The sequence below is a fragment of the Hyphomonas sp. UBA4494 genome, assembly GCF_002388935.1.
In the GTDB taxonomy this organism is placed as follows: domain Bacteria; phylum Pseudomonadota; class Alphaproteobacteria; order Caulobacterales; family Hyphomonadaceae; genus Hyphomonas.
On sequence record NZ_DGNK01000013.1, the window covers coordinates 88,998 to 113,827 of the forward strand.

Annotated in this window: 19 protein-coding genes; 1 reads left to right on the plus strand and 18 read right to left on the minus strand. The window is 55.8% G+C overall.

Translation table 11 applies throughout. The features are described from left to right. Positions 1–37: 37 nt before the first annotated feature. The 11 genes from B2P82_RS05470 to B2P82_RS05520 form a co-directional block, all read right to left on the minus strand. Positions 38–1,660: a hypothetical protein gene (locus B2P82_RS05470; protein ID WP_139068737.1), complete on the minus strand. Its 1,623-nt coding sequence runs from the start codon at positions 1,658–1,660 to the stop codon at positions 38–40. 53 nt (positions 1,661–1,713) lie between these two features. After that, a complete protein-coding gene (locus B2P82_RS05475) occupies positions 1,714–3,879 on the minus strand; it encodes a PQQ-dependent dehydrogenase, methanol/ethanol family (protein WP_233350862.1) in 2,166 nt (721 codons plus the stop codon). 158 nt (positions 3,880–4,037) lie between these two features. Beyond that, positions 4,038–5,144: a CaiB/BaiF CoA transferase family protein gene (locus tag B2P82_RS05480; RefSeq protein ID WP_035551462.1), complete on the minus strand. Its 1,107-nt coding sequence runs from the start codon at positions 5,142–5,144 to the stop codon at positions 4,038–4,040. Between the two features lie 6 nt (positions 5,145–5,150). Next, a complete protein-coding gene (locus B2P82_RS05485; RefSeq protein ID WP_051599724.1) occupies positions 5,151–6,308 on the minus strand; it encodes an acyl-CoA dehydrogenase family protein in 1,158 nt (385 codons plus the stop codon). After that, positions 6,305–7,561: a thiolase family protein gene (locus tag B2P82_RS05490; protein WP_233348651.1), complete on the minus strand. Its 1,257-nt coding sequence runs from the start codon at positions 7,559–7,561 to the stop codon at positions 6,305–6,307. The genes B2P82_RS05485 and B2P82_RS05490 overlap by 4 nt, the downstream gene beginning before the upstream one ends. A gap of 27 nt (positions 7,562–7,588) precedes the next feature. Next, positions 7,589–8,395: an enoyl-CoA hydratase/isomerase family protein gene (locus B2P82_RS05495; protein WP_083180593.1), complete on the minus strand. Its 807-nt coding sequence runs from the start codon at positions 8,393–8,395 to the stop codon at positions 7,589–7,591. A 148-nt stretch (positions 8,396–8,543) separates the two neighbouring features. Then, complete coding sequence (locus B2P82_RS05500; protein WP_175354394.1) at positions 8,544–9,605, minus strand: helix-turn-helix domain-containing protein; 1,062 nt, start codon at positions 9,603–9,605, stop codon at positions 8,544–8,546. Between the two features lie 89 nt (positions 9,606–9,694). Further along, a complete protein-coding gene (locus tag B2P82_RS05505) occupies positions 9,695–11,323 on the minus strand; it encodes a class I adenylate-forming enzyme family protein (protein WP_290483407.1) in 1,629 nt (542 codons plus the stop codon). A 99-nt stretch (positions 11,324–11,422) separates the two neighbouring features. Beyond that, entirely contained in the window at positions 11,423–12,847 is a 1,425-nt protein-coding gene (locus B2P82_RS05510) for an aldehyde dehydrogenase family protein (protein WP_233348649.1), read from the minus strand. Beyond that, positions 12,847–13,620: an SDR family NAD(P)-dependent oxidoreductase gene (locus B2P82_RS05515; protein WP_034763796.1), complete on the minus strand. Its 774-nt coding sequence runs from the start codon at positions 13,618–13,620 to the stop codon at positions 12,847–12,849. Before B2P82_RS05515 ends, B2P82_RS05510 begins: the two co-directional genes overlap by 1 nt. Before the next feature lie 92 nt (positions 13,621–13,712). After that, positions 13,713–16,175, minus strand: coding sequence for a TonB-dependent receptor (locus B2P82_RS05520; RefSeq protein ID WP_065382680.1), 2,463 nt, complete (start codon positions 16,173–16,175; stop codon positions 13,713–13,715). A gap of 248 nt (positions 16,176–16,423) precedes the next feature. Here B2P82_RS05520 and B2P82_RS16955 point away from each other — a divergent pair, with 248 nt between their 5' ends. After that, entirely contained in the window at positions 16,424–16,615 is a 192-nt protein-coding gene (locus B2P82_RS16955; RefSeq protein ID WP_081806120.1) for an ion channel, read from the plus strand. Between the two features lie 65 nt (positions 16,616–16,680). Here B2P82_RS16955 and B2P82_RS05525 read toward each other — a convergent pair whose 3' ends face one another. From B2P82_RS05525 to B2P82_RS05555, 7 genes are all read right to left on the minus strand, one after another. After that, the gene (locus B2P82_RS05525) at positions 16,681–17,064 is read right to left on the minus strand and encodes a hypothetical protein (RefSeq protein WP_035551450.1); all 384 of its coding nucleotides are present in this window, start codon (positions 17,062–17,064) and stop codon (positions 16,681–16,683) included. A gap of 4 nt (positions 17,065–17,068) precedes the next feature. Next, positions 17,069–19,033 carry a conjugal transfer protein TraG gene (locus B2P82_RS05530; RefSeq protein ID WP_290495695.1) on the minus strand — a complete coding sequence of 655 codons (1,965 nt, stop codon included), beginning with the start codon at positions 19,031–19,033 and terminating at the stop codon, positions 17,069–17,071. Positions 19,034–19,151: 118 nt separating this feature from the next. Beyond that, on the minus strand, positions 19,152–21,080 hold the full coding sequence (locus tag B2P82_RS05535; RefSeq protein WP_272981634.1) for a DUF3363 domain-containing protein: 1,929 nt from the start codon (positions 21,078–21,080) through the stop codon (positions 19,152–19,154). 142 nt (positions 21,081–21,222) lie between these two features. Further along, the gene (locus tag B2P82_RS05540) at positions 21,223–21,777 is read right to left on the minus strand and encodes a S26 family signal peptidase (RefSeq protein WP_158535336.1); all 555 of its coding nucleotides are present in this window, start codon (positions 21,775–21,777) and stop codon (positions 21,223–21,225) included. A gap of 17 nt (positions 21,778–21,794) precedes the next feature. After that, positions 21,795–22,037 carry a helix-turn-helix domain-containing protein gene (locus B2P82_RS05545; protein WP_051602531.1) on the minus strand — a complete coding sequence of 81 codons (243 nt, stop codon included), beginning with the start codon at positions 22,035–22,037 and terminating at the stop codon, positions 21,795–21,797. A 177-nt stretch (positions 22,038–22,214) separates the two neighbouring features. Further along, entirely contained in the window at positions 22,215–22,538 is a 324-nt protein-coding gene (locus B2P82_RS05550) for a DUF736 domain-containing protein (protein ID WP_035549592.1), read from the minus strand. Positions 22,539–22,987: 449 nt separating this feature from the next. After that, the gene (locus B2P82_RS05555) at positions 22,988–24,760 is read right to left on the minus strand and encodes a ParB/RepB/Spo0J family partition protein (RefSeq protein ID WP_035549568.1); all 1,773 of its coding nucleotides are present in this window, start codon (positions 24,758–24,760) and stop codon (positions 22,988–22,990) included. Positions 24,761–24,830: the final 70 nt, after the last annotated feature.

The following is a 24,830-nucleotide window of genomic DNA, read 5'->3' on the forward strand; positions in this document are numbered from 1 at the left end:
AGCGCCGAAACTCAACACATCATACTAAAGTCAACACCTAGCGCTCGACCGATATCCGCATCATGCCCAGCAATCCTCCAAGAACGATATCGCCGCCCGGCAGGAGGTGAATGACAGAGTAAGCGCCATTGTAAATGTGGCTATCACCAAGGCGAAGCCGTGTAACGGCTTCACCCGTCTCCCAATCAAGACCTGTGACCTCCCATTTTCCGTCTACGAAACCATTGACATAGACCTGTTGGGCGCCGCCAGAAATCATGGGGACGGTTGATGGGCTCGATACAGTGGGATTTGCCCAGGCACGCACCCAGCGGTCAGCTTCAACGTCCCATTCAAACTTTTCAGCACCCGTCGGTCCTTTGCGTAGTCTACCAGACATGACAACATTCTCCAGCATTGTTGGCAATGGCGATGGCAATGTGTTGTTTACCACCAAGGCACCGTAGCCATATACCGCAACGGATTGCTCAGACTGGGCGCGCTCAAGGTCAGACTTTCCGAAACTAACCTGAATCTGGTCGGCAATTCGACGCGATTTGGTCCCTGGCTTCTGGACGAAATCCTCTGGAATATCGTCGCGCCAGAAGGCGACGACATTCATAATCAACTCTCCGTCCGTGATGACAACAAGTTTGTCTTCCTCGTCTCCGAAGCCCATAAGTGAGGGCGTAGAGCCTGATCCGTTGCCGAGACTCACGCCGCCAAGTTTGCCGGTGAAGGAATCGTATTCTGATGACCACGCGCCATACCCTCTAGAGTGAAGTGTTTCCCCGTCCCAAACCAGTTTATGGAGCCTCCTATTTGAGAGAACATAAATGCCACCACCCTCATCAATGGCGATCGAGTTCGTAACCTGCTCATCGTCAGCCAACTCATGAATGATCGGTGCCTGTTCAAAATTTCGGTCTACGATGACGACAACGCCGCCCATCGTCACCAGCGCCAGCATGCCATCATAAGTCAGATTCAATCCGAACACAGCATCAGGGTCTTCCAGTGTTGGATTGAAATATTCGCGCGGCAGCTGAAAGCGGCGCTTTTCCACCAGTGGTGACAGCGGATTGCCGGGTTCGGCATCACCATAAACGACGACATCGTTGTTGACGACAGTGTAGAAGTCACCATTGCGGTCGACGACATTATAGATTGCTGCTCTGGCGACGACCCGCTCAACATAACGTGGATAGTTCCGATTGAGATAGCCAAGCAGTTCAGCTTCTGAGGCCGTACTATCCATTTCGACGGCGATACGTTCAGCATCCTCGACAGACATGAAGGGTTGACCTTCCACAGGCAGAGCATTGATCAGTTGAAACTTGCCATCGCTAATCAGGATTTTGGAGATACGATTATTGTTGGCGGAGATGGCCACCTGCTCACCTGAAGGATAAGTTGGTAATTGCATAAGCGTGAGGTTCACCAACCCTGCCGGGACCCTTTGAATACCCTCATCATCAATCTCGTGAATACCGACCGGCCCAGCAAACGGAAGGGAATCCTGTTGAGCCGGATTAAAATGCGTGGTGGCAAGCTCGCTGTCCACCAGATTTGGGTTCATTGGAGGAAACTCCGGACCCGACGCATCAAAGACTGGGATAGTGGAGCATGCACCAAGCACGGCTACGATTGCGACTGCAGCAGCAGCGATATGAGGTTTCATTTGTTGTCTCCCAGAGTGACAGATTTGTACTGGTTTAGCGAATTGTCAGAATACTATTCAGCTTGAGACGTCGACTGTTGCTCGTCTTGAAACGCCATCCAGGCTCGAGAGAGGATGAAATCCTCAATATCATCGACTTCCTGTTGGCTTAGGCGGCCGGCGAAGTTGGGCATGCCAATCGCTTCGCCGGCCCCTTGAAGGAGGAAAGCATCAAAAGTGTCTATCCCGAGAGTCGCTGACTGCCTCAGATCGGGGAGCGTTCCGGACGAAATGGCCGCGCCGCCATGGCAGACACCGCAGAATCGACCGTAGAGGTCTGTGCCCCGTACAACCGCTTCAGCCGAATGCGGCTGTCGCGCTGGCTCAGGCGTTGCCTTCTGCGGAAGCGCGGCGACGTTTAGCTCGCCCTCTCCGCCAAGTTTGAAGGCAAGTACATGGCCTTCAACCGGGCCTCCTGTCTGCCCGACATAGAAGCCGGCGAGCAAATTGGCACCACTGCCCCAACCAGCTGATACAGCAACATACTGCTCGCCATTGACCTCATACGCCACAGGTCCACCGACCATTGCGACACCAACCGGATACGACCACAGTTCTTCGCCTGTTTTGGCGTTGTAAGCATTGAAAACGCCGCTCGTCGTGCCTTGGAATACCAGATCTCCAGACGTTGTCAGCGTACCTCCATTCCACATTCGCTCATGCTGAACACGCCAGACTTCTTTCTGAGCTACCGGATCCCAGGCAGCAAGATGTGCTTGGACAAGTTGGCGCAGAAGTGTGCGACGTGCTTCTTCTGTTTCCGGTAATGCGTCTGTCAGGCTGACACCGATATTGAATGCGTCTCGGTCAAAGCGGGCAATCTCGCCCTCGATCTGATCGGAATAGAGGAAAGGAACATCTTGTGCGGGAATATATACCAGCCCTGTTTCCGGATTGAATGACATGGGGTGCCAGTTGTGGGCACCAAATGGGCTGGGTTTGACGAGCGCAGGTCCACCAGACAGATAGCGCGCCTCGGGGTTTTCAACAGGACGCCCGGTCTCCATATCGATATGTGTGGCCCAGTTAATGGGAACAAATGGCTCTGCGGAAATAAGTTCGCCGCTTATTCGGTCGATGACATAAAAGAAGCCGTTTTTCGGCGCTTGCATCAGCACCTGACGAAGCTCTCCCTCGATCTCAAGATCAGCTAGAATGATATTCTGCGTAGCTGTGTAGTCCCAAGTTTCGCCCGGCGTCGTCTGATAGTGCCAGACATATTCTCCTGTGTCTGGACGTAACGCGACGATTGATGACAGGAACAGATTGTCGCCGCCGTCCGGGCTTCGTACTTTCTGATTCCAGGGCGAGCCGTTTCCAACGCCGATATAGAGGAGGTCCAGTTCAGGATCGAATGCCATGCTGTCCCAGACAGTCCCGCCACCGCCCAGCTTCCACCATTCGCCTGTCCAGGTCTCAGCAGCCATCTCGATGGCTTCGTTTTCGAATCCATTATCCGGATTTCCCGGCACAGTGTAGAACTTCCAGGCCTGTTCACCTGTTTCAGCATCATAGGCTGCAACAAATCCGCGAACGCCGAACTCACCACCGCCATTTCCGATGATGACCTTGCCTTTCACAATGCGAGGCGCCCCTGTGATCGTATAGGGTTCTTCGAGCGGTACAGTACGGGTCTCCCAGATCTGTTCGCCTGACTTTGAATCAAGAGCGATCAGACGACCATCCAGCGACCCGAATATGACCTTGTCGTTATAGACAGCCACGCCGCGATTGACGACATCGCAACAAGCATGTGCGCCCTTTGATCGGGGAACCTCCGGATCGTAGCGCCAAAGAATTTCTCCTGTGGCAGCATTAAGCGCCAGCACTTCGCTCCACGAACCCGTAGTGTACATGACACCATCAACAATGATCGGGGTTGCCTCTACGCCACGATAGCTGCCAAGCGGTGCCGCCCAGGCAAGATCCAGCTGGTCGATTGTTTCCAGATTAATGGCGTCAAGCGCGCTAAACCGCGTTTCTGAAAACGTGCCACCATGAGTAAGCCAGTTATGTGGTTCGCCTGCGGCATTGAGCAAACGTTCCTCATTGATCCCCTGGGAGGCTTGTGTGGAAGCGTCGCCAGAGTCGACCGCCCCTCCACAGGCAGCCAGAAGACCGATCGTAGCGCCCGTCAGAATGACTTTCAGCGCTGTAGCGGGCATTTTTTTGCCGTTCATTTTGTCCTCCCGGACACCCCAGTGGATGAGGTTCTGGATTTTTTCTCATACCAAGCAAGATTGCACTGGAACGGCGAAGTTTCTCAAGCCCCGCGCAACGCCAATGTTCCGTCATTTTGTGCCAGCGACAAAGCCTGGGACACCTACTTGCAACGGATCTAGTTGCGGGTTTTCAACTCCTTGAGCAGCTCTTGCTGGTGCTGACCATGCTCAGGTGCTGGACCGGGGATTGCCTGCACGTTCGATTGGAAACGCGGGGCCGGAACAGCCTGAACATAACCCTGGCTGTTTTCAAAGATTCCGCGCGCCAGATTATGAGGGTGCAAAGGTGCACTGATCGGACTTTCCACAAGGCCAAAGCATGCATCGGTCCCCTCTAGTAAGTCTTGCCAGTATGCAGATGGTTCGGTTGCGAAAAGAGCACGAAACTTCTCTGACTGCTTCGACCAGCTATCACGATCATACTGGTCTTCGAAGTCGGGATCGCCTGTAAGACCGAGGCGCTGTAGAAGTTCTGCGTAAAATTTCGGTTCTAGCGCGCCAAGCGTGATGTCACGCCCGTCTGCACAGCGATAGGAACTGTACCAAGGGGAATCATCCAGAAAGCCGCGCCCGCGCTCGGCTTGCATCATGCCGCTGGGCAGCAAATCGAAGATGAGGTTCATCATATGCGCCGACCCATCGACAATCGCTGCATCAATCACATCGCCCTCACCGGTGGCTCTGGCCTTTAGAATGCCCGCGAGAATGCCAATCGTCAGATAGTTCGCACCGCCGCCAATGTCCCCGACCAAGCCTGGTGGCGGCAGTGATCGCGTTCCAGTTGGGCTTGCAAACCAGGCAGCTGAACTGACGGATACATAATTGATATCATGTCCAGCCGCCTGGGCGAGCGGTCCCGCCTGCCCCCAGCCCGTCATGCGACCAAAGACAAGCTGTGGGTTCCGCCCCAGACAAACTTCCGGACCAAGGCCCAGGCGTTCCATCACTCCCGGCCGCATGCCCTCGATCAGGGCGTCCGCCGTCGCAATCAGATCCAGCGCGACCGCGCGATCTTCAGAGTCTTTCAGGTCCAGAGCGATCGAGCGCTTGCCTCTTTTCAGAATGCCGACAGGCAAAGTCGATCCCGGATCGGAGCCCTTGGTCTTTCGCTCTATGAGAACGACATCCGCGCCCAGATCGGCCAGATGCATGCCACAAAAGGGCGCCGGCCCAATGCCCTCGATTTCGACAATCCGAATGCCCTGCAGAGGCCCTTTAGACACGGGACGTCACCTGAACGCCGAGACGCCCGTCAGGCTCCGCCCGATAAGGAGTTTCTGGATCTCAGTCGTTCCATCCGGAATGGGTGCGATCATCGCTTCGCGGGCGAGGCGCTCGACAATGAACTCCTTCGTGACGCCATTACCGCCGTGAATCTGTACTGCCTGGCGCGTTGCACTGACAGCGATTTCGGTACCGTACCATTTTGCCATTGCGCACTCCTTGTCGCAGCGCTGTCCGGCGTCAATCATGCCCGCTGCGCGCAAAGACAACAGGCGCGCTGCATCGATCTCTGTGGCCATTACAGCTAACTTTTCTGCAATGAGCTGGTGGCCGGCAATTGGTTTGCCATGCTGCGAACGGTCGATTGCATATTTTATTGACTCATCAAGCGCGCGCCGCGCCATGCCATAGCCCCACGACCCGACGTGAACTCGCGCGCGTTCGAACAGGGTGAGCGTGTTCTTCAGACCCGAGCCTATTTCACCGATAGTATTCTCGACCGGAACGCGCACATCATCGAGAAAAACCTGTGATGTTGATTGTCGATTGAGCGCGATCTTTGGAATACCGCGGACTTCATAAGGATGCTCATTGCGATCGAGCAGGATATGGGTCAGTTCGTTCTCGCCAGTTCGGCAGGTGCAGATGAAAAAATCTGAGTACTCACCATTGGTGATCCATGTTTTCTCACCAGAAATCACCCAATGGTCACCATCTCGCACAGCCCTGGTTTTCGCCGCCGCGACATCCGAACCGACATCCGGCTCGGAAATGCCGACAGACGCAAAAAGTTCCCCCGCCAACAATCTAGGCAGGTAACGTGTCTTGATGTGCTCCGGCGCGAGTTTGACCAGCATCGACGCTGCGCTGCCATTAACAAGTGCGGCTATCGCCAAGTCTCCCGAACTATAGGCAAGCTCTTCAATTAGTTGAACGTGCAGCTTCCAGGACAACCCCAGCCCGCCGGCAGATTCCGGCTGTGGGGCGTTGACGAGACCAAATTCTGCCAGCTTTTGCGTCCAGCTTTGCATTTTGTCCTTTGGAACGAAGTCTTCCCCATGCGCAGCCAGTTCCGGCTCCAGCTGCTCATCAAGATAGCGACGCAGGCTTTCGATTGCGGCGAGCTCAGCCTTGTCAAAGAAAATATCTAATCCCCCAATCATGCATTTGCCCTCTTGAAAATGTTGACCACAGCAACACCCTCCTCAATGCCAATTAGGCCGCCGCTGTTTTCGTGGATAGCGTGTCGGGCACCATCAACCTGGCGCTTTCCAGCTTCGCCGCGTAATTGGGTGACAAGCTCATGAATTTGCCCCAGCCCGGTTGCGCCGATGGGGTGGCCTTTGGACTCCAGCCCGCCAGACGGATTGATCGGGATTGAGCCGCCAATCGTGAAGTCCCCGCGTTCCGCTGCCGGGCCTGCTTCACCGATCGGAACTAACATCAAGTTCTCGGCGTGCATCAACTCACCAATCGCGGTTGCATCGTGCACCTCGGCAACGTCCATGTCTTCTGGTGAAAGGCAGGCCATTTCATACGCCCTCTCAGCGGCAATTCGCGCAACATGGCGTTCCGGTGCATCGGCGCTGCGCGCGGGGTTTCCACTTGCAACGGCGCTGGCCATAACCTGGACGGCTCGTGACGTAGTGGCACCAATCTTCCTCAAGCCTTCCTCATTGCAAAGGATGACCGCTGCAGCACCATCCGAGATCGGTGAGCACATTGGCAGCGTCAAAGGGTAAGTGATGGGAGGTGCTGAAAGAATTTCATCAATCGTGTAAGGCTGACGGTATTGCGAATACTCATTGTGCTCTGAATGCTGATGATTTTTCGCGGCTATCGCAGCAATCTGGCGCTGAGTCGTGCCATAGCGCTTCATATGGTTCCGGCCGAACGCTGCGTAGATTTTCATGAATACGCTATAAGGGCGTTCAGATTCCGATCCCTCCGGTTCGGCAACACCTTCGCCCAACTGGAGAAGCCTTTTGGCATTCTCCTCAGGTGTCTCAACATCCCAACCGCCATCGAACACAGCGAACATCCTCGCCTTGTCAGGCACGTTCATTTTCTCGACACCCGCCGCCAGGACAACGTCCTGCATACCAGCCTTAAGCGCCTGAACAGCAAGGTGAAAGGAGGATGAACTGGACGCACAGGCGTTTTCAATATTGAATGCGGGAATACCTGTCAGCCCGATCTTGCTGAGCGCAACCTGGCCAGGAACAAAGGTTTGTCCCTGCAAGAACCCTTGGGTCGCACTGGAATGGTAAACTGCCTCCACGGCGGCCTTGGTGCAGCCTGCATCATCCGCCGCACGCAAAATGGCGGTGTCCAGCAATTCAGAAATACTTGCTTCCAGATGCCGCCCGAAATGCGTCATGCCGACGCCTACAATATAAATCTTACTATCCGACAAGACTCTCTCCCCATCTACAGATGGCCGCTACTGGCCTGAATATTTCGGTGTTCGTTTCTCACTGAAGGCTGAAAGCCCTTCGAGGAAGTCAGCGGATTTTGCATGCGCTTCGAGATGGCGCATTTCCAACGCGATGGCTTCGCGCGCGGACAAGTGTGCGCTTCCGGCAACCATCTCCTTCATACGCTGAAGTACAAGCGGGCTTTTCTCCGCCAGCTTTGCAGCAAGCGCCTCTGCAACCGATGACAAGTCGTCATCCTCAACAACTTGGCTTACAAATCCGGCTTCACGAAACGCTTCCGCCGACCAATGATCGCCGGAGAATAGGAGATAATTCGCTTTCTTTTCGCCAACATACCTCGGCAAGAGAGATCCCCCGCCGCCCGGCAGAACACCAAAATTGGAATGGGCGTCGCCCAGCCGCGCACTGCGCGCCGCCATCACGACATCGCAGGTCATGGCTAGCTCCAGTCCGCCGGCCAAAGTCAATCCATTGAGCGCTGCAATTGTCGGCTTCGGCAAAGCACGAATAGCCAAAAACACGTTCTGAATGTCGCGAAGGAAGCCAAGAAACCCGGTATTGTCACCAGCCTGAACTTCCCCCAAAACGCCCTTCAGGTCAGCACCGCAGCAAAAGGCGCGCCCGCTCCCAGTGATAGTCAGCACTCGAATCTCATCGCGCTCGGCAACATCTTTCACACATTGCGCAAGTTCATTCACCATTAGAGCGGACAGTGCATTCATGCTGCTCGGACGCGTCAGGGTAATTCGTGCACACGAATCTTCCGCCTCAAATTTCAGGGTTTCAAACGACAATTGTCCAATTCCAAGCATTGGGCCGCGTTCGCTCCAAAACTTGGCCCGTTCCAGATGAGGCTTCACTTTATCGGGCCAGAAAACTTATTGAACATCAGACGCATGTCACCGTGCGCCAAAGCGTCGTCAGTCGAGCCTCCCAAGGCAATGCAGAGCTCTAGCGATGTCAGCTATCGTCCAGCTGGCGCTCATTCTCGAGGAATTCCTGCGGGGACTGCCCCGTTAACCGGCGAAACGCACGGGAGAAATTGCTGGGGTCCTTGTATCCCAACAGATACGATATCTCCTTGATGGACCGACGACCTGTCCGCAAATAGCCGATAGCGAGATGCTGGCGAACATCGTCGAGCACGGTGTTGAAGGTTGTGCCCTCATCCTGCAATTGGCGCTGAAGACTTCGGTTACTTGTATTTAGCTCTCTTGAAACCGACTCCAGGGAGACAGCTCCATCCGGTAGCATTTCGACAATCGCCGCCCGGATCCGCGGAATAATTTGTTGTTCATCGAACCGGGCAATGTATTCCATCGCAATCTGGTCATTCCTTCGAACAATGTCGGAATTCGCGCCGCGCAGCACGCGCGTATAGTCCTTCTCGGCCACATGCAGCTCTAGACTGTCGTGACCATATTCGATCGGACAACAGAAAAAGGCATCAAATTCATCCATCGCGACCTTACCAGGTTTCGGACGACGCATTCTTACCAAAACAGGAGAATAGTCCGCTCGGTAAACCATTCTGACGAAGCGAAGCACCGTCGCCAAAAAAACATCCTGGCGGACCGGCGGCACGTCTTCCTTGAGTTCAATGGAATGAATGAGGCACCCCTTCCTGATTTCAGACCTTGTCTCAGCAGAATGAGAAATTAGCCTGAAAAAACGATCAAACCGGTGGAAGAATGTTTCCAGCGTTCGGCTTGAGAACAATGAATACCCAAGCGCATGCATTGAGCCGGGCGTATTTCGCTCGGCCAGCTTCAGCCCGATCGTCTCATCACCTGTCGCCTCTACGATGAGCTCAATGAAGCGACTGAATCGTCTAGACCGCACCCTGGCATTCGGGTCCTGGAGAATATCAGGATCAACTTCCGCACGCCGCAGTAGATCTGGTACATCAATGGAAAAGTCAAATTCGTCCAATATGGCCACAATCTGTATGAGCCAGGATGCAATGACTGACCGCGTCTCACTCAATTCTGGTTGCGCCTTACCTGATGATGTGTGGTTCAAATATCGATTGTCCTGTACGACCGTCTTCGATGACAAGCTTTATCGGTTCATGACGGTTTGTCCAATTTTTGAACAGGATTGTACACGCTTCAGCCAATACTGCGGACCTGGCCGCCCCAGTATTTCTTACGTACATCCTTTCGCAACACCTTACCAACGACGCTCAGAGGCAGTTCCTCCACGAACAACACGGATTTTGGTGTTTTGAAAGATCCGATCTGCTCTTTTACATAGGCAATCAGGTCAGATTCGGCCACCTCAACAGAGTCGTTAAGGATGACTTCCGCATGTACAGCCTCGCCCCATTCTTCGTGGGGAACACCGACAACCGCTGACATCAAAACGCCAGGATGGGAGTTGACTGCGGCCTCAACCTCAGTCGCATAGACATTGAAACCACCCGTGATGATCATGTCCTTCTTCCGATCAACCAGGTAGCAATATCCGTTTTCGTCCGTATATCCGATATCCCCTGACTTCCAGTATCCGTTGACGAATTCCTCCTTCGTCTTCTCTGGATTGCCTTCATAGCCAAGACAGGTTGAGCGCGATCGCAAATAGAACTCGCCGAGTTCGCCTACAGGAACTGGATTACCGTCATCATCGCAAACCGACAGTTCGATCCCGGTTGAGCGTCGACCCGCGGACGCGAGTCGGCCTTCAGTCTCGGCGTCCACGATATGATCTTTCTTGCTCAGGCAGAGGGTTGCCGCCAGATGTTCCGTGGAGCCGTACACTTGTGTGAATATTGAACCGAATCGCTCAACCAGGAGCTTGGCCTTGGCCGGGCTCATGGGGGCCGCGCCATACAACACCGTGCGCAATGAGGATAGGTCATACTCTCGTGCTTCGGGCATTTCCAAAAGGCGGTACGCCAGAGTCGGTACGATGAAGGCGTGAGAAATCTTCTCTTGCTGGATATAGCGGCACCAGTTCTCCAGACTGGGCTCGTTCATTGTGACCGTGCAACCACCGCTGAACAGAACCGGCAAAAGCATCATACCGCTGCCATGGCTAATGGGAGCTATATGCAGCATGCGGCAGCCATCGAAGAAATCCGGGTCTGGAAGTGTCAGGAAACTATCGCGGCACCCCAGAATGTTGTCGATTGAATACTTCGCGCACTTGCTGTCACCAGTCGTGCCTCCTGTAAAGCGCATGAGCACGACGTGCGTTCGATCATCGATTTCAATATCTGTGTTCTCTGTCGACGCGTTCGCCAAAAGATCGGGAAGGGCCAACACGCCTGAATATGGCTTGACCAGAGCATCCATCACAACAATCTGAATGCCGCGTTCGGTAAGCGGGCCAGCATGGGAGGCTAGGAGGTCATTCTCGATGAACGCGACTTTGGGCTTGACGATGTCGATCTGGCCAAGATGCGTTTCCAGGCTGTCGAGGTAGTTGGCATGACAACATGTTGCATAAGCTTTTGCAGCTGACCCCCAATGGAACAGGGAGAGATTGTCATTTTGCAGCATACAGACATATCGGTCGCCCGCGCCGAGATTCAGGTTTCCATTGAGAATATGTGCAATCTGATTGGTTATGATGTGATAGTCACGAAAACTCAGCCGGCGGCCACGCTCAAGATTCACAATCGCCTCACGATCTCCGAAGGATTCCGCGAGCCCTTGCATGACACGGCTGTAATTTACCCGCCCGCCTTCTGTCGAAACCAATGCTGCAGCAGAACTTGGAGCGACGTCAACAGGCATCAGTTCACGGTCATTGCGCTTTTTTGAGAAAATTCCGAACACAGAGACTGTCCTCCCTTTTGTCTACACCACCCTAAGATTGCTGCGTACAGGATCGATTTAAAGCAGCTTTTTAAATAGATTCAGCAACCAGCCCGTCTTCGAAGAATAGGGAGGCAGCAATTGGCTAAGCACACTGATCTTCGATTGTGAGAACACCGGCTTCAAATGACTGAACCGCTCGAAACTTCCCGGCCCCAAATAGGATCCGATCCCGCTTTGCCCGATGCCGCCAAATGGAAGACGGCGCTGGAAGACGTGCATCACCGTGCCGTTCAGGGTCACGCCGCCAGCATGGGTTTCGCCAAGGATTTTTCGTCGACCTGCACTGTCTTTACCGAAATAGTAAAGTGCCAGTGGCCGCTCGCCAGCATTGATGTACTCGATTACTTCGTCTTCCGTACGATAGGTCAGGATCGGCAGAATCGGCCCGAAAATCTCTTCCTGCATCAGCCCCATATCGCTTGCAACATTGGTCACAGCCAGCGGGGCTATTCGATGAGCAGCCTCGAACATGCCATCGCCACTGCCTGCGAGATTGGTCACTCCGGCACCTTTTGCGCGGGCGTCTTCAACCAGTCCCCGCAAACGGTCAAACTGCCGGTGATTTATAATGCTTGTATAGTCCTGATTGGCTTCGATCTCGCCAAAACACTTGTGCACCTGCCTGGCGAGCGCTGACACAAAGTCTTCTACACTCCCTTCTGGAACGAATGCGTAGTCGACACCGATGCACGTTTGTCCTGCGTTGAGGAGCTTGCCGAAAACAAGGCTCTGCGCGACTTCTGGAAAATGAGCACTTTTATCAATGATAATGGGGCACTTGCCGCCAAGCTCAAGCGTCACTGGTGTCAAATTGGCTGCGGCCGACTGGGCGACTTTTTTACCTGTATTGGGCGAACCGGTGAAGAGAATATGATCGAATGGAAGAGACGTCATCTGCTGCGCGACATCCGGGCCGCCGATTACCACTGCCATCTCTTCTTCTGAAAAATACTTGCGAACAAGACGCTGCGAAATTTCAGCTGAATGAGCCGAAATTTCACTTGGCTTGGCAATAATCCGGTTGCCAGCCGCCAACGCACCCGCCGCACCGGCGAATACTGTGCCATAGGGATAGTTCCAGGTTCCGAGAATGCCGACGACACCAAGGGGTTGCGGAATTAGCCGCGAAGATCCCGGCAATCCAAACGTGTCAGTTTTGACACTGCGCGGCTTCATCCAGTGTTTTAAATGGCGCCGTGCAAATTTCACATCCGACAGAACCAGCATGATGTCTGTCAGGATGGTTTCATACCGGCTGCGTATTCCGAAATCAGCCGTAACCGCGTTAATGAGTTCGTCTTCATGCGTCTCGAACATTTTCCCAAGACGAGCCAGCAGGTCCATCCGGGTTTCATAGCTGCAGGACACCTGCTCTCGCGTGAGGGAACGCTGCAGGGTGAATATCCTCTCAAGCTCGGTGATGCCGGTTTCAATCCCCACTATCTCGCCCTCAAACGTGTTGCCGCATCGAGGCGAATTGTTTCACCATTCAAGTATCCATTCTCGACGATGAACTGGCATGCGTGTGCAAATTCCATGGGGTCTCCGGCGCGGCGTGGCGCCTCGACAGTGTCGACCAGTGAAACGACCACCTTCTCACCCAGACTCTTCACCATCTGTGTCAAAAACAGCCCCGGTGCGATCGCGTTGACACGGACGCCGACGGCTCCGAGTTCCCGCGCCGCCGGCATGTTCATACCGATCACACCCGCCTTGGACGCTGAATAGCCGGCCTGACCTATTTGCCCTTCATAGGCGGCACCGGATGACACATTGATAACGACTCCCCGCTCGCCCAGATCGTCTGGTGCGTTCCTCGCCATGACGGCGACGCATTTACTCATGACGTTGAACGTGCCGACGAGGTTGACCATGATCACCTTGGTGAACTTGTCGAGCTGACAAGGGTTGCCGTCCCGGTCGAGAATTTTGGTCGGTGCCGGAATGCCTGCCGCGTTGACAGCAATCTGAATGGCCCCGAATTTCTCGACGGTATTTGTCACCGCATCCGCAACCGATTGATCATCGGTCACATCGACCTTGAAGAACTGGCAGACCTTGTTTCCAAGTTCGCCACAGAGCGCGTTTCCTGCGACTTCGCTCAGATCGAAGAGCGCGACGCGTGCGCCCTGCTCAACAAAACTGCGCGCCGCAGCAGCGCCTAGTCCAGAGGCACCACCTGTAACCACAGCGACTTTTCCATCGAGTTTCATGTTCGCAAGCTCCTGACCTGCTATTGTCAGCTTTCAACTGCTCAAGTCTGGAGCAGCCTCCCTTCGATGGAAAGGAGGCTGCTACAAGACGATCAGAAATTTATACGGCCTTCGGCACCAATCACGCGCGGCTCTTCGATCCAGCCAACATACACGCCCGGGCTGAGTGGCGCGTCGACCGAGGCGGTATAGGTGGCTTCATCGGTTAGGTTGCGACCGAATACACGGAATTCGTAGCGGCCAAACTCCACCCCGACATGAGCATCGAATTTCGTATATCCTTCCTGAAACGCGTTCGGGTCGAGGTCGCCATCCAGGAACATCTCGTCCTTGAAGTTGGCTCCAATCCGGGCATTCAGATCGAAATTCTCGAAACTGCGATTGAAGGCGAGATAGACGTTACCACTGAACTCGGGCGCAAAGGCCCCGCGTTCGCCGGCAAGGTCCTTGGTACCCACACCTGCAGAATCCGGGCATGTGCCCAAGCCCGTTTCGATCACTGAACACCCTGCCCCTGGGAAGGACTGGAATTCGTGATCGAGATAGGCGAACGCACCGCCAATCTCGATTTCGTCGCTGAGAAGGAACTGGCCATCAAGTTCCAGCCCCTGCACTTGAAGTTCAGCCGCGTTCCCAACCACGAAGCTTGTCCCACTCCACGAGGTTACCTGCAGGTCTTCTAACTCGCTTCGGAAAATGATTGCCCCGATGCGAGCACGGTCACCCATGAACTGGTGCTTGATACCAGCTTCCCAAGCCGTGACTTTCTCATCCTCAAATTCATGACCCGGACGCGGGCTCCCATCCGGTTCCGCCGTGTCAGGACTGAAATTGTAACCACCAGATTTATAGCCAGTGGAATAGGAAATATAGGCCGACCCGTTGTCAGCATACTGCCAGCGCAGTTTTACAGATGGATCAAGATGATCTTCTGTTCGCGTATCGTTGAGGTCAGCAGCAAAGCGGTTGAGCAATGCGGCAAAAGTCGTTGCAGAGTTCAATCCATCTGCACCCCCAACAGTAGCGGCGGCGGTTAGATATTCGGTTAGATCGGCAGACCCGATCGTGTCTGCGGGTGTGACAAGGCCAACGAAGTCTCGGGGTGTGCCGGCTCCAACAACAACACTCTTATCGATGCTCTTCTCATCTTCGGAGTAACGCAAACCTAGTTCAAGTGTGACGCTGTCGGTCAGGTCAATGCCAAGCTCGCCAAAAAGCGCAATCGTTTCGGCTTGTTGATCGAAGAAAGTGCGTTGAGCAACGTTAACAATACCGCCGGGCAAAATCGATGTTGGCAAAACGCCAAATGTGCCATTGAACGCCGTTGTCTCTTCAATATAAGCATCCTGGTTTTCATAATACAGCCCGCCCAAGAAATTTATGCGCCCATCCCAGTCTGTGGCAATGCGAAGTTCCTGGCTAAACATGTCCAGTTCTTCTTCATCAAGATTGTGAATGAAGCTGACAGGCAGAAAATCCACATCGTGATGTTGAGCGAAATCGAAAGAGGAGTAGCCAGTAATCGAAGTGAGGGTAAAGTTATCGAACTCCCATTCTGCCTTCACAGATCCGCTCAATGATTCGGTTGTCTCCGTGTCGGAGATTGGAGGATCGCCGACACGGAATGCGGGATTGCCGCTGAAGCTGACATAAGCGGTATCGCCAGTAGAAACTCCAAAGTCTGGATGAAGCATTTGTGAGAGCGCTATCGTGCTAGGCGTCGGCAGGCGATCATCAATCGCATTAATGGTAAGCTCCTTACCGACCCCGTCCATTTCAAGATAGCTCAGTTTCGTCTCAACGTTTAAACTCTCCGTTGGTTGCCAGGCGAGCGTCGCCCGGGCGAACATGTCTTCGCGCTCGGCTTCGTCGCGATCAAAGACACGGTTCTCAACATATCCGTCAGTTGTCGTATAACGAATTGCCAACCGGCCTGCCAAATTATCCGCCAAGCCCGCGGAAAAGACGCCCGAGTAGCTTTGCGTATTGAATTCTGGTTCCCAGGTGACACCGACCCAACCATTGAGTTCCTCTCCGACTTCTGGCGAGGCCGTTTCAAGCTTGATCGCGCCAGCAACCGTGTTCTTACCGAATAGAACGCCTTGGGGCCCACGCAGAACCTCGACTTGCTGCAGGTCGAACTGGGACTGTGAGAATTGGCGGCTGCGCGGCTGATAAACGCCATCCACATAAAGGCCAACCGATTGCTCGAATCCCTTGTTGATACCAGATCCGACACCTCGGATAAAGATGTTCGAGGTTTGCGCTCCCCGACCGACCTGCAGGCCCGGCACGCGCGCGGAAATCTGCTCAAGGTTCGTGACCCCTTGCGCTTCCAGCTCTGCTCCGGAAACGGCGGTCACGGCCACCGGCGCATTGATCAGCGTCTCGTCCCGTTTACGTGCCGTAACAGTCACTGTTGTCAGTCTTGCTTCCCGCTCCGCTTCTGTTTCGGCAGGGACATCTGCCACTTGCCCATAGGCCGGCGTGGCAAGGGCAATGGCGATCGGCAAAATTGCTGCGCCGCTCAAATTGAGTCTAAACTTCTGGTTCATATATATCCTCCCAAGAGCCCTTTTGTGCTCCGTGTTTCCGTTCCCGCTATGATGCACAAGGACGCGAAAGTAGATTATGAACTCTGGTGAAAGATGGCTCTGTTAGAGTCATACCAGTTCACGCCAACAGATCGTCATTCCGCGATACGAGAGGGCCTTATCCTGCTCAAATCCTTCCATGCCCGACATCCGCGATCGTCCGACCAGATGACCTAGCCCCCTGAACAGCCTAGTTCTATAACTAAAACATGGCTGCAGTTCAGGGGGCTAGGTCACTCGGATATGGCGATATCACCCCTCAAGGGCATTACCCTCAAGCCGCCGCCGCGTTCGAGGCGGTCATTGGTGTTCTGTATACGGTAATATTGTTGTCTCGGTTGGTGGGCATGTACGGAACTCGCACCGCAACGAAACCATCGAGCCAGCGCCTGCTCGTGTGAAATGTATCCATACTTCCGAATCAAGACTTCTGAACCGAGAATTATGATGGGTCCATTTCTCCCGTCTAGGCGGCCGGCTCAGGCGCGGCAGACATTTTGCTGCTCACCTGCTCATTGAAATACTCCAATCGCCTCTGCCCCAGCGCATGCGCGATATCACGCTCCCCCTCAGGAATAGGTTCGGTCCGCGTAAGCCAATAGTACACAAAGTGCGACAGCGTGGCGTAAGTGTAGGCTAGGTCCTTTTCCATATCCGCCTGATGCTGATCGAAGGCGTCCATGCGGGCGAGCAAACGCTCTTCCAGCACTGAACGCGCTTCTGGATCGAACCATGCTCTCAGTGCGTCTTCAACGATCGCCGTTTTTGTCACCCCTGGCTTGTCAGCTGCCTCACACAGTTGCGCATAGAGCTTTGTCGAAATCCGTATGTTGACGCGCGGCTTTCCCATCCACTCAGAACCCCGGAAGGACGTCAGGATCGCCGCGATCTGCCGCTACGGCGCGTCTTACGGTTTCCAGATTTTGATCGCTGGTCGGATCAATCTCATCGTCTATGTTGGCGTCAGCACTTGGCTCGCGTACGCATTTTTCACGCGTATCATCATTCGTGTACTCAGGTTCTCTCGTCCGTTTCAGTGACACACTATCGGGTTGTCCGATATCTTTCTTAGCCTCCGGCTCCTGGAACGGCGGGGCCGCAACAATGGATGTCCATTCGGCGTCACATGCTTGGCCGCTCCATTCGACTGGCGCTGGTGACAAGACGCGTTTGGTGAAATTTCGGTCCTTGAAATATCGCAGCTTCTGCGCGTGTGCGGGCGGCGCACCTGACACCATGACAATTTCATCCGATGCAGCCAGCTGCATGACCTCACCCGGCGTGATCAGAGCGCGCTGAGTTTCTTGTCGCGAAACCATCATGTGGGAGAGCCAAGGCGCTAGCCGATGGCCGGTATAATTTTTCTGGGAACGAAGCTCGGTAGTCGTGCCAAGGGCATCAGAGACACGTTTGGCTGTGCGCTCATCATTGGTCGCAAAGGCAATTCGGACATGGCAGTTATCGAGGATCGAATTGTTCGGCCCGTAAGCCTTTTCGATCTGGTTTAGGGATTGCGAGATCAGATAGGCCCGAATGCCATAGCCTGCCATGAAGGCGAGCGCACTTTCAAAGAAGTCGAGCCGTCCGAGCGCTGGAAACTCATCCAGCATGAAGAGGAGTTTTCGGCGGTTCTTTTCGGGCAAGTCTTCTGTCAGCCTGCGTCCAATCTGATTGAGGATCAGCCGGATCAGCGGTTTCGTCCGTGAGAGGTCTGACGGGGGGACGACCAGATAGAGCGATAGCGGGCTCTCCTCTTCGACCAGGTCCTCAATGCGCCAGTCCGACCGGCTGGTGATTTCTGCGATCACGGGGTCACGATAAAGCGACAGGAAACTCATAGCCGTGGACAGAACCCCGGAGCGCTCATTCTCTGATTTGTTGAGAAGTTCTCGAGCGGCCTGCGCAACTATCGGATGCACCCCTCTCTCCCCCAGATGAGGCGTTGTCATCATGATACGGAGTGTGACGGCGAAGGAGCGTTTCGGATCGGACAGGAACCGCACGCAGCCGCTGAGTGTCTTGTCTGCTTCTGCATAAAGCACGTGCAGGATGACACCGACGAGCAAGGCATGTCCGGTCTTCTCCCAGTGGTTTCGGCGCTCCAGCGAGCCTTCAGGGTCAACCAGTATGTCAGCGATGTTCTGAACATCGCGTACTTCATGCTCGCCGCGGCGCACGCCCATAAGTGGATTATATTTCGGGGATCGCCGGTCGGTTGGATCAAACCGCACGCATCGGGAAAATCCGGATCGCCAGCCAGACGTGAGCTCCCAATTCTCGCCCTTGATGTCGTGGATGACGGCGCTGCCGGTCCAGGACAACAGGGTTGGTACAACCAGCCCCACGCCCTTGCCTGAACGCGTTGGTGCAAACGCCATGACATGTTCAGGGCCGTCATGACGCAGATAGCGCTTTTGCCAACGCCCCAGGAACACGCCTTTATCCGCAAACAATCCGGCGCGTTTCAAATCGGGTGCGCTGGCCCATCGCGCCGAGCCGTAAGTGGTGACATGGCGCTCGTGGCGACTGCGCAAGACAGAACCAATGATCGCCGCCAGAAAGCCGAGCGCCGAACCGGAGACCGCGATCAGCCCGCCACGTGCGAACACTTCCGGCGCATAGGCTTCATAGGCGTACCACCATTGGAACAGCCGCCACGGTTTATAGATTGGTGTTTCGCCTGCGATGAACCAGGGCGCGCCAAGCGCTGCCTGATGGCCAAGCGCGTCAGCGGTCATTTGTGTGGCGAGCCAGACCGCTCCGATGATCAGCGCGAACACCACCATGATCTGGCCAATGAGTATCTTTGTGCCGGTCATGGCGTGCCTCCTTGAAAGAGCAATTTGTCGTCTCCCAAGAATGATTGCTGAGACTGGTCTTGGACCAGCGGGATTCTGCGCCAATTCCCGCAGCGCCTTGCAAAGCCATCCAAGCCGTCTAGCGAGACAGCCCTCTGGAACGCCCCATATCCATGCTCCAGCCAATACCCGACGCGGTGCGTTTTATGGTCAGTTCTCGTCCCATTTGCCGACCAAGACTGCCACGCCATGGCACCAGCGCGAATTCCTTTGCGTTGCCAATGATCGCCATACGCCCGGCTGCAAGGTCGACATGCCCTTCGAGCTTGCCCTCAAACCGATCCCCTTTCGCCAGCTGAACAGAGGTTCGGCCTGAAGCGACTGCGATGGTGTCCCGCTCACGCTTCAGTTCCAGAGCGCGCAGCTTGCTTTTCTGCTCTTCCATGAGTTCTGATTGGCCCGCACCCAGATAGCCTTGTTCGCGGAGCCAGATCTGCCGACTTGCTTTCAAGTCCTTCAAGGTTTGCTGCTGCGCTGCTGCATCCTCTGACAGGTCGTCGATCCATGTTTCGCCGAGGCGGTCGATCTGCATCTTCGGTGAAAGCCAGGACAGGACACTCAATTTGACGCCGCCGGATCGGCCCGCCTCATATGCCGCTGCGCGCTCCAGAAAGTCTTCGCCAATGTGCCATTCACCGGTCGCAAGGCGCTCCCCAATACCCACACGCCGCAAAGCTTCGAGCCGCCGCTTCAGTGTCAGATGATAGGCTGGTTTTGATCCGGGATCGTGGCGGGCGTGCAGGGCTTCCGACCAGATATCGCCGGTTTGCTCTGCGACCTCAGCAATGGCCTTGTCCGAGGAACGCGCCACGGCTCGCGCGCGGGAGAGCTCCACCACTGCGCCTTGCGGCGGGCGGGCGTGAACATCGACCGCTGCAGAAGGCACATGCCAGATGCCACCGTCAAAATCTTCAATAAGCAGATAGCGCGTATCGCGAAGTTCATCCTCCGGGCCATAAGCCTTCACGACCCCGCGAATGGGGGCGGCGTCTTTCGCGCGGTCCTGAACAAATCGAATGTCGGACTCTCGTTCGCCGAATTCAGCGGCAAGTGTGCGGATGATATCGCCGCGCCGTGCTCTGCGTTTTAGCTGCTCTTGCCAGCCCTGTTTCATTCGCCAGGAGAGCGTGCCGTCCTGTTCAGCCAGGCCAAGAGATTCAAGGTGCCTGATGCGCGCGAAGCGCAAGGACCGATCAAACCGCTCTTTGCTCGAGCTTGCATCACCTAGCCTGAATGCGCCGTTCTCCAATCGCGTTTCGATCTCGGAATCGAGCCCTGTCCAGCGGTCCTGATCCACCTGCTTCTGACGCGCACCCGCGATCTCCAATGTTCGCCTCGGTCCGAGCCGTTGCGTGGCGAGTTCTTCGGCAGCTTCTCGGAGGCCCTTTGTGAGATAGTCCCGCGCGATGACGACATCCTTCATCCGGGCGTCGCGACCCCGCACAACAATATGGGTATGCGGATGGCCTGTATTGTGGTGATCAACGGCGACCCAATCGAGACGCCGCCCGACATCCCTTTCCATTCTCGCCATCAGTTCGCGCGTGGCCTGTTTGAGGTCCCCCATACGTGCGCCATCTTCCGGCGAGACGATGATCCGAAACTGGTGGAGGTCATGCTCGCTACGCTCCAGAAATTCGCGGGGGCTGATCCCCTCCTGATCGCGATCATAAAGAATGCCTCCTTCTCCCTCGCGATCGACACCGTCGCGCTGCAGATAGCTGACATGGGCGCGAAAGAGTCCGGGACCTGCGCCGCGCGCTCTTGCGATATGCACTTTGACAATGACGCGGCGCATGTGTTGGCGAGACAAATGCCTATGGCGAGAACCACCGGTTCGGGCCGCGCCGCCCGTGCCATAACGCGCGCCTGTAAAGGCAGACTTGCGAGAGGCTTTGGAAAGTCTCGCTCCGGCCTTATTCAGCTGGCGTGACAAGCGCTTGCCTGCGGGCGCGCCTTGATCGCGTATACGTCCGAGCCGCGGCGTGAAGGGTCTTTCCTCGCTCATCGGAGGTCACTCAATCCGTGCACCAAGGAATATTCAGTAATTTCAACGCGTTTCGAGAAACGCATGCACCACAATGCTGTGCAAAGGGCGCCAAAAAACAGATGTGCAGACAAGGGGTTAGGCGCCATGTGGTGCCATAGCTTCAATCTTGCCCTACCGGGTTCGCTTCTGATTCCCTTGCATCCGCATGTATCGCTTTGCATCCGCTTGCGCCCTGTCTGTCCCGGGCCACGAAAACGGGGATGGCGACGCCATCCAGGTCTGTTTGTTTTACGGGACCGAAATACCGGCCATCAAGCGACGCCGGATGCGGCGTCAGCAGGAAAAGCTCATCGCTTTCAAGCCGGACACAGCCATCCCACACAGGCAGGTTTCGGCCACTGGAATCGACAATCAGCGCTTCCGCCACAACTTCATCATTGATCAGAATGTCGCGTCCGGTCCGGCAGATTTCATCGCCGGGACCCCCGGCAATCTGTTTCAATAACGGCCAGTCTTCGCCAACAAATTCATGCTCCTGCGCCCAGTTCGCTTGCACGCTCTGGCTGGAGACGACGACCCATCGGCCAGGGGTGAAGGGCGCGTCGCTCAGCCAGTAAAGCCCTGTCGGTGCGCTCGCGGTCCGGTTCCAGATCAAGCGATCTGCGGGGTCGAGAACCAGACCGAAAAAGACAAGACCGGCGCTAAATCCTGTCATCCAAAGCGTGCGCTTTTTCATTCCGGCTTCTGCAGGCGTTCGGATGTGGACGCATAGGAATTGCGCTCTGACCAGCGGATGAGATCGGGTTTCGGATAGAAGACCCGCGCGCCATGTTTGCGGTAAATCGGCCCGCGTCCCTCGCAGCGATAATGGTCAAGCGTTGAGCGTTTCAGCCTCAGAAATTCTGCCGCTTCCTCGACACTCAAAAGCTCCGGCCAGCCATCGTTTCGGCGATCATTTCGTCTGTTTTTCGTCATTGTACACAGTGTCCTTTCATCACTTTTGAGACGAAAGGATTGGCGGAGATTGCGGGATTTTGCAGAGGGAAAATGGATCACATGAATTTTCCCCCGACGTTTTAACCAAGGAAAAAGCATAAAAAAACCGCCCCGGAGAAAGCCTCCGGGGCGGCGTTATGGTTGGTGTTTCGGCGTCTAGCCCTGCGGGTTCCAGAGGATGACGTGGCGGCCATCCTTATCCTTGACCGGGGCGAGGTTCGCATAGATTTTGCGCGGGCCGATCATCGGGTCTGCGAGGGTGAGCGAGACATATTCGCGGCCCGAAGACTTCGCGGTGCGGACCCAGCCGCCGCCAATATCGGAGCCTTTCTCTCCGGCATAGACCCTGAAATCGGGCTGTTTGTCGGCGGTCTTTTCGTCATTTTTGATGATGCGGATCGGCGTGTTGAGGCTCATCATGGCAAGTGCGCCTTCAAAGCCTGTGTCTGTTTCGCTGACATATCCAAGTGCGTTAGCCATTTTCATATCTCCTTTTGGCTTCGTGTCGCGGGCGCCCCGATGGCTCCGTTGACGCTGACCTAAAGGGACGGCGGGCGGCAGGTCTGAACCGCGAAGCGGGCGCAGCAAAGCGGAGCACCGCCCGGTGGCGGAAATTTGATTCGCGGTGAATGCGCGTTCGGTCTTCTTCAGACCGAACAGCAGAGGAAATTTCTGGCGATGGGCGGTTTCATGGCCCGCAGGCGGTCGTCCAGGTCAGGCAAGGAAACGGGGCCGCTCGGGGCGTCCTTCGTGCAATGCCAGAGGTGTTTGCAACTGGCAGGCACGCCAATATGTCAGGAACAAACAGGGCAGTTGGTAAGGAAACCACCCATGTCGTTTCGCGAGCTTGCTTCCGCGCCACCAACAGGAAAAGACCGCCCGGCAAAACTGCCGGACGGTCCCGAACCATGCCGCTTACGGGAGGCGTGTCAGGCGGCGATGGCTGTCTTTGCTTCCGGGGTTTCGAGCGAAGCCCTGTCCTCGCTGTCCTCGAACAGACCCCTGACGGCCTCCCACGCTTCGGCGGGCGGGCATGGCGCGCCGTCAAGATAAGAGGATGGCGACTGCCGCATCCAGCGGGGCCGCCAGTCCGGGTCGGGGTCGCATCCATGCCCGGCGATGCGGTTGCGGATGACGGATTTCTGCGCCTTTCCGGTATCGGTCAGGACAGACCGGGCCGTGGATGGCGAGGCGATTTCAGCGACCACTTCATTGATGACGCGCTTGTCGCGCAGCAAGTAAAAGAACGCCTCATCGGGCGACCACAGCGCGGCAAAATCCGTGTCCGTCACATGTGCGGCGGCTTCGACGGCGGGCGAACCTGCCTGCAGGGTTTCGCCCATTGCGACGGCGAGAACATGCAGCACCTCTTCATCACTGAGCGCCAGAAGCCGGGCGAAGGTCTCGCAAGGGTCGGCGGGAAAAGCATTCTCCGCCACCAGCGAACCGTCTTGGTCATCCTGCCCAATCAGCGCCTTGGCCTTGGCGCGGTGCGCGGCGAACTTCACTTCCCCTGCCGAAGCCGCGAGGCTTTCCGCGGTCGCTTCCTTCCGTGTGCGCTGCTGCTCAACGTCCAGCCGCCAGTTATCCGAGCGGGTGACAAGATGGGCGACGGCGAGGCGCAGCGCGACGCCGGGCGCATCGCACAGACTCGCCCTGACGGCGGCGTGACGGTGCAGCGCGACATATTCCGCCAAGGGACCGGACATTTCCGGTTTTGGGGCGGGCTTGCCGTTCTCGCCATCGCCGCCCCGGCCAAGGATACGCTCGATTTTCTCGATGTCCTTTGATGGCAGATAGCCTTCATGGGCCGTGACAGAGCCGTCATGGCGGGTCTCGATATAGACCTTGCCGCCGTCTTTCCGGCTGCGCTTGCCATGCTCCCATGTCAGGAAGTGCGCGCCCCGTTCCAGCACGACGGTTTCGGCCCAGCCCTCATTCCGGTAGCGTTCGGCCATGTCGGCGATGGCCTCATTCTGGCAAGTCCAGAACAGGTCAGCGTCCCCGAAAATGGCAGTCTCGCCGAACAGGTCGGTCAGCACGGTCCCGTCATAGGCTTCCAAATCGAACAGCGCCTTGTCGGTGGTGATGCGGCCGCCGCCTGTGAGCCAGTCTTTCAACTGCTCGCCGCGCGGGGCGTATTCGTCTTCCGCGTTCAACAGGGTCAGCCAGTCTTCCTGCTGCTCTTTTGTGGCGAGCGTCAGGGCGTAAAGCGTCCGCTTGTCGATGATTTCGGCCCTGTAGAGCGCCTTGATATCATCGGTGAGCGCCGTCAGCGCCAGCACCCGGCGCACCATGAGTTCGGTGACGCCGAAGCGCTCTGCAATCACCGTGACGGTCTCGCCTTTTGAAGCAAGCCGGGCGAAGACGTCATATTGCAGAAACTCGTCGGCTGGAAGGTGGGTGGTGTTCTCGACAAGGGTCGCTTCCAGCGCGGCAATGTCATCGCCGGATTGCATAACGAGACAGGGCGCTTTCTGCGCCTTGCCTGTCTCCTTGGCGAGGCGTTTGAGGGCGAAGAAACGGCGGCGTCCGGCGACAACGCCATACTTGCTACCTTCCTTGCGGACCAGCATGGTCTGCAAGACGCCGCGCGACTTTATCGACGGATAGATGTCGGAAATGTCGGGCGCTTTGCGCCCGTGGCGCATATTGAGCCGGGACACTTTCATGTCGGTGATAGGGATATGTTTTAACTGCATGGCGTTGCCTCCTTCATGATGTGCAGTTGGTGGGATGCCCCGTGCGTCAGCGCACAGGGCGGTTTTCAAG

Coding starts and splice junctions, on each gene's coding strand:
- B2P82_RS05485 (WP_051599724.1), bottom strand. CDS start 6,308: ATGATTGGGGGATTAGATATTTTCTTTGACAAGGCTGAGCTCGCCGCA.
- B2P82_RS05555 (WP_035549568.1), bottom strand. CDS start 24,760: ATGCAGTTAAAACATATCCCTATCACCGACATGAAAGTGTCCCGGCTC.
- B2P82_RS16955 (WP_081806120.1), top strand. CDS start 16,424: ATGGCTGCAGTTCAGGGGGCTAGGTCACTCGGATATGGCGATATCACC.
- B2P82_RS05515 (WP_034763796.1), bottom strand. CDS start 13,620: ATGAAACTCGATGGAAAAGTCGCTGTGGTTACAGGTGGTGCCTCTGGA.
- B2P82_RS05550 (WP_035549592.1), bottom strand. CDS start 22,538: ATGGCTAACGCACTTGGATATGTCAGCGAAACAGACACAGGCTTTGAA.
- B2P82_RS05530 (WP_290495695.1), bottom strand. CDS start 19,033: ATGACCGGCACAAAGATACTCATTGGCCAGATCATGGTGGTGTTCGCG.
- B2P82_RS05545 (WP_051602531.1), bottom strand. CDS start 22,037: ATGACGAAAAACAGACGAAATGATCGCCGAAACGATGGCTGGCCGGAG.
- B2P82_RS05505 (WP_290483407.1), bottom strand. CDS start 11,323: ATGCCTGTTGACGTCGCTCCAAGTTCTGCTGCAGCATTGGTTTCGACA.
- B2P82_RS05525 (WP_035551450.1), bottom strand. CDS start 17,064: ATGGGAAAGCCGCGCGTCAACATACGGATTTCGACAAAGCTCTATGCG.
- B2P82_RS05470 (WP_139068737.1), bottom strand. CDS start 1,660: ATGAAACCTCATATCGCTGCTGCTGCAGTCGCAATCGTAGCCGTGCTT.
- B2P82_RS05475 (WP_233350862.1), bottom strand. CDS start 3,879: ATGAACGGCAAAAAAATGCCCGCTACAGCGCTGAAAGTCATTCTGACG.
- B2P82_RS05535 (WP_272981634.1), bottom strand. CDS start 21,080: ATGAGCGAGGAAAGACCCTTCACGCCGCGGCTCGGACGTATACGCGAT.
- B2P82_RS05495 (WP_083180593.1), bottom strand. CDS start 8,395: ATGCTTGGAATTGGACAATTGTCGTTTGAAACCCTGAAATTTGAGGCG.
- B2P82_RS05520 (WP_065382680.1), bottom strand. CDS start 16,175: ATGAACCAGAAGTTTAGACTCAATTTGAGCGGCGCAGCAATTTTGCCG.
- B2P82_RS05540 (WP_158535336.1), bottom strand. CDS start 21,777: ATGACAGGATTTAGCGCCGGTCTTGTCTTTTTCGGTCTGGTTCTCGAC.